Raw genomic sequence first — 9,940 nt, 5'->3', positions numbered from 1 at the left:
AGCTGCGTTCTTGCTTAAGAACTCTCGCGCTGCACCCATCCTACGGTTGCCCGGCGGGCCATGGTGCTGGTCCTGCCTAGAAACCCTGGAAAAGCAAGGCGAGTCGTAGGATGGGTGGAGCGCGAGATCCCCTCCACGAGAACCCGGCTCTCCAGCGCGCGAAACCCATGCGGGACCGTGGTCAGATTGTTTTCTTTATTGGCCGAAAAACAATCTGCCCATGGCCGCATGGGTTTCGCGCGTTCGGCAGCTGCGTTCTTGCTTAAGAACTCTCGCGCTGCACCCATCCTACGGTTGCCCGGCAGGCCATGGCGCTGGTCCTGCCACCCTAGAAACCCTGGAAAAGCAGGGCGAGTCGTAGGATGGGTGGAGCGCGAGATCCTCTCCACGAGAACGCCGTTCTCCAGCGCGCGAAACCCATGCGGGGCCGCGGTCAGATTGTTTTCTCCATTGGCCGAAAAACAATCTGCCCATGGCCGCATGGGTTCCGCGCGTTCGGCAGCTGCGTTCTTGCTTAAGAACTCTCGCGCTGCACCCATCCTACGGTTGCCCGGGCTTACTCTTCGCCGATCAGCCGGACGATCAGCACGTCGCTGGGCAGGGATTCCAGCAGCCGTTCGGCGACGCTGCCGATGGCGGTGCGCAGGATGCCGGTGCGGCCGTGCGTGCCTGTCACGACCAGGTCGGAGCGGTGATTGAACGAGTATTCCGACAGCACGGTTTCCGGCTGGCCGCATTCCAGCACCACCTTGGGGGCGGCGACGTTGGCCAGTTCGGGCGTTTCCGCGGTGAATTCGCGGGCGCTCTGCTCGGCGGCCTTGTAGAAGTTGCGGGTCACGGCCTCGTCCGGCACGTTCTTGCCCTGGAACGGCACGTCATAGGCGTGGAAGAGGGTCAGGTTCGCGTTGGGCACCAGTTGCAGCGCGGCGCGCAGGGCCTGGCGCGAGCCGTCGGAGAAGTCGGTGGCGACCAGCACGTCGCGGTAGGGCCGGCGCGGGCGGGTCTTGACGACGAGCACCGGGTGGCGGGCCTGGCGGGCCAGCTTTTCCACTGTGGTGCCCAGCAGCAGTCGGCCCAGGGTTTCGTCGCGCGCGATGCCGGTGACGATCAGCGAGCAGCCGTAGCTGTCGGCCGTTTCCATGATGCGCGCCAGCGGGTCTCCGCTGACCACCACGACCTCGGTCGGCACGTCGGCGGCGGCCAGGTCCTCGGCAAGTTCACGTTCGGCCAGGGCCTTGTGGTCCGAGGACAGGCGGCGCCAGACCGGCGTGGTCAGGCGGGCCGGCGTGGCATGGGATTCCATGACATGCAGGACGATGAGCTTGGTGTTGAGTTCCTTGGCCAGCTGCAGCGCGCGGTCCAGGGCGCGGTCGCCCCGCGCGCTCAGGTCGGTTGCCAACAGGATGGGACCAATTTGCTGTGTCATTACCTTATCTCCCGTGTGGCCGGGCCGACGGCTCCCGCGTCCGTGCATACCGGCCGTTCCGCCCTCGCGGGCACATCCCCATTGTCTCGCTGCTTTGCTGACCGGGGCTTGATCGATATCAACGCAACGCCCAGCGTAAGGGATGATGCGCGCCCAGGCAATGGCCGCCCGCCGGGAGCCAGGCTCAATACAATGGGGCCTGCGCAAATCGTCTCCCGCCCATGTTTTCCGATATCTCGCCCGTCCTGCTGCATACGCTGTACCTCGTCGCCATCGTGGCCGAAGCCATGACCGCGGCGCTTTCCGCCGGCCGGCGCGACATGGACTGGATGGGCGTGTGCATCATCGCCTGCGTGACCGCGCTGGGCGGCGGGTCGCTGCGCGACGTGCTGCTGGGCCACTATCCGCTGACCTGGGTGATCCACCCCGAATACCTCTGGATGACGGGCGGCGCGGCCATCGTGACCGCCTTGATCGCGCCGGTCATGCGGCGGTTGCGCAGCCTGTTCCTGCTGGCCGACGCCCTGGGCCTGGTGGCGTTCACGGTCATCGGCTGCCAGGTCGCCCAGATGATGCAACTGCCGATCACGGTGGTGCTGATCAGCGGCATGATCACCGGCTGCGCGGGCGGGGTGCTGCGCGACGTGCTCTGCAACGAGGTGCCGCTGCTGTTCCGCAAGGAGCTGTATGCCAGCGTGTCGGTCGTGACGGGCGGGCTGTACCTGGGCGGGCAGGCGCTGGGGCTGTCGGCCAACGCCGCCGTGCCCATTGCGCTGGCGGCCGGGCTGACGGTGCGTCTGCTGGCGCTGCGGTTCAATTGGCAGATGCCCAAGTTCGTTTACCGCGACGACTGGGATTGAACGCCAGGCGATCAGCAACAATTTTCTTATTTGTGTTTCAAGAAATTTCTAGTATCTTGCCTGGGTCGCATACCATGCATCACGCAGCACAAGGGGAGCCGATTGGAAGTCAAAGCGCCCGCCACGATTCCGTATTTCCTACAGGAACAGATTCGTGAACTGATAGTGGACGGGACGATCCGCCCCGGCCAGCCGCTACGGGAACAGGAACTGGAACAGCGCTTCGGCACCAGCCGCAGCCCGATCCGGGAAGCCTTGCGCCTGCTGGAACTGAGCGGCCTGGTCACGCACGTCCAGCGCAAGGGCTTTCGCGCCACCCTTTACACGGAAACGCAGATCCGCCACCTGTACCTGCTGCGGGCGGAACTCGAAGCTTATTGCCTGCGCCAGGCGGTCGACACCGAAGACTTGGCGCCGTTGCTCGGCGAACTGGACCGTCATCAAGGCGAGATCGCCAAGGCGCTGGCCGCCGGCGACGTCCGGGCCTGCATTTCGGCATCCTGCGAGTTCTATCTGTCCGCGGCCCGCAGCACCGGGAACTCGCCGCTGGCGGACATGCTGAGCAAGCTGTATGAGCAGATCGAGCCCCTGCGCTACCTGCTGGCCCGGCGCTCGATGGCCTCCAGCAACATCGCCGCCTGCACCCGCCGGATCATCGACGCGATGGCGGAACGGGACGCCGAGCAGGCGGCCAGCGTGGCGCGCGGCTATCTGGCCGACGTGCTGCCGGCCGTCCTGGAAGCCTACCGCGACGCCGCGCTGCAAGACGCGGAAGACCTGGCGCCGCGCTACGGCCGCGCCTGAGCGCGCGGGGGCGTGCGCACTTCGATGCCGGCCTTTTCCAGGGCCTGGCGGATCCCGTTGGCGAAGAGCAGGGCATTGGGCTGGTCGCCATGGATGCAGAGCGTGTCCGCCTGCACCGGGACGTCCTTGCCCGCCACCGACCGCACCTTGCCTTCGCGCACCATGCGCACCACCTGCGCCACCGCCTGGTCCACGTCTTCGATCATGGCGCCCGGGCGCGTGCGCGGCGTGAGGGAGCCGTCGTCCTGGTAGGAGCGGTCGGCGAAGACCTCGCTGGCGTCGGCCAGGCCGATGTCGCGGGCGGCGTCGATCAGCTTGCTTCCGGCCAGCCCGTACAGGATCAGCGAGGCGTCCACGTCCTTGACGGCCTGGCAGATGGCGCGCGCCAGGTCTTCGTCCTTGGCGGCCATGTTGTAGAGGGCGCCGTGAGCCTTGACGTGGTGCAGCCGCGCGCCCTGCGAGGCGGCGACGCCGGCCAGCGCGCCGATCTGGTAGACCACGATGTCGTAGGCCTCGTCGGGGCTGATCTGCATGACGCGGCGGCCGAAGCCGGCCAGGTCCTGCAGGCTGGGGTGGGCGCCCAGCGCCACGCCCTGCCTGAGCGCGGCGGCCACGGTCTTGCGCATGGTGGCCGGATCGCCGCCGTGGAAGCCGCAGGCGATGTTGGCGGAACTGACGTACTGCAGCACCGCCGCGTCGTTGCCCATGGTCCAGGCGCCGTAGCTTTCGCCCATGTCGCAGTTCATGTCGATGCGGGTGGTCATAGCCGTTTCCTTTCTAGGCGAGAAGCGCGCGCAGCGGTTCCAGCGCGTCCTGCAGTTGAGAGAAAGCGCGCTCGCGCTCGCTGTCCAGGCGCTGGGCTTCTTCCAGCCCGACCGGCTGGAAGCGCAGCGTCTGTCCGGGAGCGCATTGCGCCAGGATGGGCAGGTCCACCGTGGCGATCTGCGCGATCTTGGGGTAGCCGCCGGTGGTCTGCCGGTCGGCCATGAGAATGATGGCTTCGCCGCCCGACGGCACCTGCACGGTGCCGAAGCAGGCGGCTTCCGACAGCATCTGGCGGGGCTGGCTCATGGACAGCGCCGGGCCCAGCAGGCGATAGCCCATGCGGTCGGACTGCGGACTGATGCGGAATTCCGCGCCGGCGAAATCCTGGCGCGAGGTTTCCGAGAATTCCTGCCAGTGCATGCCCGGCAGGAAGCGGATGGCGTCGCGGCGCTTGGCGCCCAGCGCGGCCGGCAGGTAGACGCGCAACTGCCACAGCGCGTCCTGCAGGGCGTCGAGGTCGCGGCCGTCGGCCAGCGGCGCCCGCAGGGGCACTTGGTCGCCCTTGGCCAGCGCGCGGCCCTGGAAGCCGCCGAAGCCGCTGCGCAGATACGTGCTTTCGCTGCCCATGACGCGTGGGAGCGCGAAGCCGCCGTGCACGGCCAGGTAGCCGCGCACGCCCGCGGCCGGCCTGGCGCCGAAGGCCAGCGCATCGCCCGCCCGCGCCACCAGCGGCCGGTGCAGGGGAATGTCCTGGCCGTTCAGCGTGGCGCCCAGGTCGGCGCCGGCCAGCGCGAAGCAGGCCGGCGCGTCGAAGCGCAGCGTGGGGCCGGTCAATGTCATTTCGAGCGTGGCCGGGTCGTCCAGGTTGCCCGCCAGCGCGTTGGCCAGGCGGTGCGCGCGCTCGTCCATGGCGCCCGCGGCGGGAATGCCCTGGTGCTGATAGCCTTCGCGGCCGCGGTCCTGGAAGCTGGACAGCATGCCGGGTTTGATCACCGTCACGCTCATCGCCCGGCCTCCCGGATGCGCGTGAATTCCTCGGGGCTGATGGGCACGAAGCGGACGGAGTCCCCGGGCTGGAGCAGCGCGGCGGGTTCGCGGGCCGGATCGAACATGGTCAGCGGCGTGGCGCCGATGATGTTCCAGCCGCCCGGCAGCCGGTTCGGATAGATCACGGTCTGGCGGTTGGCCACCGCCACCGCGCCCACCGGCACGGCGGTGCGCGGCGAGGGGCGGCGCGGGATGTTCAGTTTTTCGTCGTGCACGCCCAGGTAGGCGTGGCCGGGCGCGAACCCCAGCATGAACACCATGCTGCGGGGCTGGCTGTGCAGCTCGATGACGCCTTCGGGCGTCAGGCCGGCGGCCCGGGCGACTTCGGCCAGGTCCGGGCCATGCTCGCCGCCGTAGCAGACGGGGATGTCGACCTCGCGCCCGCCCGTGGCGTCGGCGCGGATGCCTTCGGCCAGCAAGTGCCCGATGCGGTCGGCCAGCTGGGCATAGGTGGGGGTGCCCTGGGCGTCGGGCCGGTAATGCACGGCCACGGCGACGAAGGAGGGCACCACGTCGGTCACGCCGGGAAGCCGCGCCTCGCGCAGCTTGCCGGCCGCGGCCAGACAGGTCCTGCCCACCGAGGCGTCGATGCGGTCGCCGAAGGAAACGATGAGGCAGCGGTCACCCTGGGGCAGGATGCGCCAGGAGGTTTCGGCCGGAGAAGGGGGTTCTGATAGTGCGTTCAACGACACGAAACCTGTAGGACGGATTTACTTGGCGAACAAAGAATCCATGTTCTTGAACGCCTTGAACTCCAGCGCATTGCCCGACGGATCCAGGAAGAACATGGTGGCCTGTTCGCCCACCTCGCCCTTGAAACGGATGTAGGGCTCGATGACGAATTCAGTGCCGGCGTCGGTCAGGCGCTGGGCCATGGCTTCCCATTGTTCCATGGAAAGCACGGCGCCGAAATGGCGCACGGGCACATTATGCGAGTCCACGGCGCTGGTGGCGCGGTGACCGCATTCGCTGGGCGCCAGGTGCGCCACGATCTGGTGGCCGTAGAAGTTGAAGTCGATCCATTCGGGCGAGCTGCGGCCCTCCGGACAGCCCAGTTTCTCGCCGTAGAAGGCGCGGGCTTCCGCCAGGTCGCGGACCGGGAAGGCCAGGTGGAACGGCGGCAGGTTGGTTTGAGCGGTCATGAAAAGCTCCGGGTAAGGCGAAAAAGGTCAATCAGAATGCGGACCGGCACCATCGGGTCGTGTCCTGAATGCATAGTTTATGAATTGTTTTTTTGATTGAAAAACGATATTTTTTGTGTCTTAGCATCGAAAAATTTGATCGTGATCAAGGAATTCAAGACTTTCATCGCGGTGGCGCGGGACGGCACCTTCACCGGCGCGGGCGCCCAGCTGGGCCTGACCCAATCGGCGGTGAGCGCGCAGATCAAGCGCCTGGAGGAATACCTGGGGGTGGCGCTGTTCGACCGCGGCGCGCGGGCCGCGGTGCTGAACGCCCATGGCCGCGAGATGCTGCCGCAGGCCGAGGAGCTGGTGGCCATGGCCGAGCGCATGGCCGCCACGGCCGGGGCCGGACACGTCAGCGGGTCGCTGCGCATCGGCGCGATCGCCTCGGTGCAGCAGGACCTGCTGGTGCGGGCGCTGGGCGAGTTCCGGGCCGGCTATCCCGACGTGCGGGTGCGGATCGTGCCGGGCGTGTCGCTGTCGCTACTCGGGCAGGTGGACGCCGGCGAGGTGGACATGGCGGTGTTGATCCGGCCGCCGTTCGCGCTGCCGCCGGAACTGGGCTGGCAGCCGCTGCTGCGCGAGGAAGTGATGCTGGCGATGCCGGAATCGATGGCGCAGGCATCCTGGCGCGAGCTGCTGGCGACGCAGCCGTTCATCCGCTACGACCGGGCTTCGTTCGGCGGACGGGTCGTGGATCTGTTCCTGAAGAAGCAACGCATCGCGGTGCACGAGGCGGTGGAGCTCGACGAGATCGAGGCGATCGCCAATATGGTGCGGCACGGGCTGGGAGTGGCGCTGCTGCCGCGGCTGCGCGGGCTGGATACGGCCGGCTTGCGCCTGGTGTCGCTGGGCGAGGCGGCGTTTCATCGCGAGATCGGGCTCATCGGGCGGCTGCCGTTCGACGCGGGCAGCGTGGGCGGCAAGATGGCGGAATGCCTGGTTCGCGCGGCCGCCGTGTCCGATGGCGGCGGCCCCGCGGGCGGCCTGCCGGCCGGCGGGGCGCGGAACTGATGGCAGGGCAGTGGAATGGCGCAGCCCGGCGGCGCTTCCGCCGCGGGCCCGCGGTTTGCAGGCCCTTGCCGGGCGGGCGCTACAGCCGGTCGCAGCGAACCGTGATGGGGTGCTGGCGCAGCGTGGTCATGACCAGGTCGTCGACCGGGCCTTCGACGTCGGTGATCACATACCCGATCTGGCCCTTGGTCTGGAGCGTCTGGCTGACGATGTTCAGGCCATGCTGCGCCATCAGGTTGTCCAGCGTGCCGAGCGCGCCCGGGGCGTTGCGGTGCACGTGCAGGATGCGCGTGCCGCCAGCCTGTTCCAGGTAGGGCAGTTCGGGGAAATTGACCGCGCCCTTGGTGGTGCCTGCCTGCAGGAAGCGCACCAGCTTCTCGGCGACTTCGCGGCCGATGTTCTCTTGCGATTCCTGCGTGCTGCCGCCGATGTGCGGGGTCAGGATGACGTTGGGCATGCCGATCAGCGGGCTGGCCAGCGGTTCGTCCGGCCCCTTGGGCTCGGTGGGGAAGACGTCCAGCGCGGCGCCGGCCAGGTGGCCGGACTTCAGGGCGGCGTGCAGCGCGTTGATGTCCACCACGGTGCCGCGCGAGGCGTTGATGAGGATGGCGCCCGGACGCATGCGCGCGATGGTGTCCGCGTTCATGATCTTTTCGGTCGCCTTGCCACCCGGCACGTGCAGGGTCACGACGTCGGACTGTTCCAGCAGGTCGTTGAGCGTGCCGGCGGGGCGCGCGTTGCCCAGCGGCAGCTTGGCCTCGACGTCGTGGTAGACCACGCGCATGCCCAGGCTTTCCGCCAGGGTGCTGATCTGCGAGCCGATATTGCCGTAGCCGACGATGCCGAGGGTCTTGCCGCGGGTTTCGAAGGCGCCGGCGGCGCTCTTGTCCCAGTGGCCGAGATGGACCCGGGCGTTCTTTTCGGGGATCCGGCGCAGCAGCAGGATGGCTTCGCCCAGCACCAGCTCGGCGACCGAGCGCGTGTTGGAGAACGGGGCGTTGAACACCGGGATGCCGCGCTGCATGGCGGTGTCCAGGTCGACCTGGTTGGTGCCGATGCAGAAGCAGCCCACGACGCGCAGGTCGGGGTTGCCGGACAGCAGGGCCGCATCCAGGTGCGTGCGAGAACGGATCCCCGCCACCTGGGCGCCGCGCAGGGCGTCGCCCAGTTGCGCCGGCGGCAATGCCGCGGCGTGCGTGACGATGTCGGTGTAGCCGGCGGCTTCGAAGACGGCGCGGGCGCTGGGATGGATGTTCTCGAACAGGACGATTTGTGCCATGACTGCCTGGGGGAGGAGTGGGGGAACGCGTTTTATTTATTGTGGCCCATTTTTGCTGCAGTGCAAGGAGTAGCCATTGGCACGGTGTGGATGAATTGTTTCAGGGGGCGCGCGCGGCGCGCGCCCCTGAAGCCTAGCGGTAGGCCTGGAAGACCGTGGCGCCGCCCTGCTTGTCCACCAGCACGACGTCGTGCGGCGTTTTGCGCCCGCCGTACTCGGGTCCGTCCATGCCCGGCGAGCCCAGCGGCATGCCCGGGGCCGAAAGGCCGGCGGCGTCGGGCTTCTCCAGCAGCAGGCGGCGCACGTCGCTGGCCGGCACGTGGCCTTCGATGGCGTAGCCTCCCACGGCCGCCGTGTGGCAGGAGCCGTAGGCCGCCATGCCGGCGTTGCGGCGAATGGGGCCGGTGTCCTGGACGTCGTGGGTGGTTACGACGAAGCCGTTGTCGCGCATGTGCTTGACCCAATCTTCGCAGCAGCCGCAGGTGGGCGTTTTCCAGACCTCGACCTTGGTGGGCGTTTCGGCAAAGGCGTAGGCGGGCACGTTCAGGGCGGCAACGAGGGCCAGGCGGCGCGTAAGGCGAGAGACGTTCATGATGCTCCGTGCAAGGGACGTGGACTCAAGGTTCAGAACCAGAACCGCACGCCCGCCATGATGGCGGTCTGGGACCGGCTGGCGCCGGCATCCGACGCGTAGCGGGCGGTCTGGCCGAACTTGCGTTCAAAGGATACGCCAATATATGGCGCGAACTCGCGCGTGACTTCGTAGCGCAGCCGCAGCGAGAGCGATCCGTCGGACAGGCCGGAGCCGATGCCGCGTTCGGGATCGTCCTTGCCGTAGAGGCTGGCTTCGAGCTCCGGCGTGAAGATCAGGCGCTGCGTGAGCAGCAGGTCGTACTCGGCCTTGAGCGCCAGCGCCGCGCGCCCGGACGAGCCCGCGTAGCCGGTGGCTTCGAGCTCGATGTTGTAGGGCAGGACGCCTTCGATGCCGATGGCGGCCCAGTTGCGCTTGGGGCCGCTGCCGATATCGCGGCGCGCGCCCAGCTGCAGGTCCCAGAAGGGCGAGACGGCATGGCTCCAGAAGGCTTCGACCTTGCCGCCCGATCCGCCGCCGTTCTCGCGTTCCCCTTCGCTCTTGATGAGGAAGCGGTCGGTGGCGGTGCCGAACCAGAAGCGTCCGTCCCATTCCTGCGTGTTCTGCCCGTCGCGATTGCGCGCGAGGCCGAATTTGTCGAACAGGACCTGCCAGGTCGGCGCGTTGTCCATCATGTGCGGATGGATGCCATAGCTATCGTAGCCGCGCTCGCCCGCGCCGTCGCTGGCCGGCAGGCTGCCGACCGGCGGGGCGGCCGGGGCGCCGCCGTCCGCCTCGCCGTGGTTCATCGAGCCATGGTCCATGCCGGGCATGGAACCGTGGTCGGCGGGCGCCGGCGCGGGCGCTGCGCCGTGGTTCATGGAACCATGGTCCATCGCGGCCGGCTGGGACCAGGCGGCGGGGGCGACGAGGGCCGAAGCGAGGACGCAGGCGAGCAGGCGTCCGGTGGGGCGATTCTTCCGTGTCATC

The 9,940-nt window shown here is 68.2% G+C and carries 11 protein-coding genes; 3 read left to right on the top strand and 8 right to left on the bottom strand.

Features of this window, described 5'->3' with window-relative positions:
• Positions 1 to 556: 556 nt before the first annotated feature.
• On the bottom strand, positions 557 to 1,426 hold the full coding sequence (locus ADE01S_RS25915; protein WP_062684617.1) for a universal stress protein: 870 nt from the start codon (positions 1,424 to 1,426) through the stop codon (positions 557 to 559).
• Positions 1,427 to 1,647: 221 nt separating this feature from the next.
• On the opposite strand from ADE01S_RS25915, the gene ADE01S_RS25910 reads away from it, so the two are divergent.
• Together ADE01S_RS25910 and ADE01S_RS25905 are read left to right on the top strand one after the other, a co-directional pair.
• A complete protein-coding gene (locus ADE01S_RS25910) occupies positions 1,648 to 2,286 on the top strand; it encodes a trimeric intracellular cation channel family protein (protein WP_062684616.1) in 639 nt (212 codons plus the stop codon).
• Between the two features lie 102 nt (positions 2,287 to 2,388).
• A complete protein-coding gene (locus ADE01S_RS25905; protein WP_062684615.1) occupies positions 2,389 to 3,090 on the top strand; it encodes a GntR family transcriptional regulator in 702 nt (233 codons plus the stop codon).
• Here ADE01S_RS25905 and ADE01S_RS25900 read toward each other — a convergent pair.
• From ADE01S_RS25900 to ADE01S_RS25885, 4 genes are read right to left on the bottom strand one after another with little or no spacing between them, the layout of a single operon-like run.
• Positions 3,075 to 3,854, bottom strand: coding sequence for a LamB/YcsF family protein (locus ADE01S_RS25900; protein WP_062684614.1), 780 nt, complete (start codon positions 3,852 to 3,854; stop codon positions 3,075 to 3,077). The two genes, ADE01S_RS25905 and ADE01S_RS25900, sit on opposite strands and share 16 nt — an antisense overlap.
• A 13-nt stretch (positions 3,855 to 3,867) precedes the next feature.
• A complete protein-coding gene (locus ADE01S_RS25895; RefSeq protein WP_062684613.1) occupies positions 3,868 to 4,860 on the bottom strand; it encodes a 5-oxoprolinase subunit C family protein in 993 nt (330 codons plus the stop codon).
• Positions 4,857 to 5,588 carry a 5-oxoprolinase subunit PxpB gene (gene pxpB / locus ADE01S_RS25890; protein ID WP_062684612.1) on the bottom strand — a complete coding sequence of 244 codons (732 nt, stop codon included), beginning with the start codon at positions 5,586 to 5,588 and terminating at the stop codon, positions 4,857 to 4,859. Before pxpB ends, ADE01S_RS25895 begins: the two co-directional genes overlap by 4 nt.
• A gap of 24 nt (positions 5,589 to 5,612) precedes the next feature.
• Positions 5,613 to 6,044, bottom strand: coding sequence for a VOC family protein (locus ADE01S_RS25885; protein WP_062684611.1), 432 nt, complete (start codon positions 6,042 to 6,044; stop codon positions 5,613 to 5,615).
• Positions 6,045 to 6,185: 141 nt separating this feature from the next.
• Between ADE01S_RS25885 and ADE01S_RS25880 the strand changes: the two genes are divergently transcribed.
• Entirely contained in the window at positions 6,186 to 7,100 is a 915-nt protein-coding gene (locus tag ADE01S_RS25880) for a LysR family transcriptional regulator (RefSeq protein WP_062684621.1), read from the top strand.
• 79 nt (positions 7,101 to 7,179) lie between these two features.
• Here the strand turns inward: ADE01S_RS25880 and serA are convergent, their stop codons facing one another.
• The 3 genes from serA to ADE01S_RS25865 form a co-directional block, all read right to left on the bottom strand.
• Complete coding sequence (gene serA, locus ADE01S_RS25875; protein WP_062684610.1) at positions 7,180 to 8,379, bottom strand: phosphoglycerate dehydrogenase; 1,200 nt, start codon at positions 8,377 to 8,379, stop codon at positions 7,180 to 7,182.
• A 133-nt stretch (positions 8,380 to 8,512) separates the two neighbouring features.
• The gene (locus ADE01S_RS25870) at positions 8,513 to 8,971 is read right to left on the bottom strand and encodes a DUF411 domain-containing protein (RefSeq protein WP_082775899.1); all 459 of its coding nucleotides are present in this window, start codon (positions 8,969 to 8,971) and stop codon (positions 8,513 to 8,515) included.
• A gap of 32 nt (positions 8,972 to 9,003) precedes the next feature.
• Complete coding sequence (locus tag ADE01S_RS25865) at positions 9,004 to 9,939, bottom strand: copper resistance protein B (protein ID WP_062684608.1); 936 nt, start codon at positions 9,937 to 9,939, stop codon at positions 9,004 to 9,006.
• Between the last annotated feature and the right edge of the window lies 1 nt (position 9,940).

It is taken from the genome of Achromobacter denitrificans NBRC 15125 (genome assembly GCF_001571365.1).
Lineage (GTDB): Bacteria > Pseudomonadota > Gammaproteobacteria > Burkholderiales > Burkholderiaceae_B > Achromobacter > Achromobacter denitrificans.
Note: the sequence above shows the minus strand (reverse complement) of the source record. Positions and strands in the feature narration are given on the sequence as shown.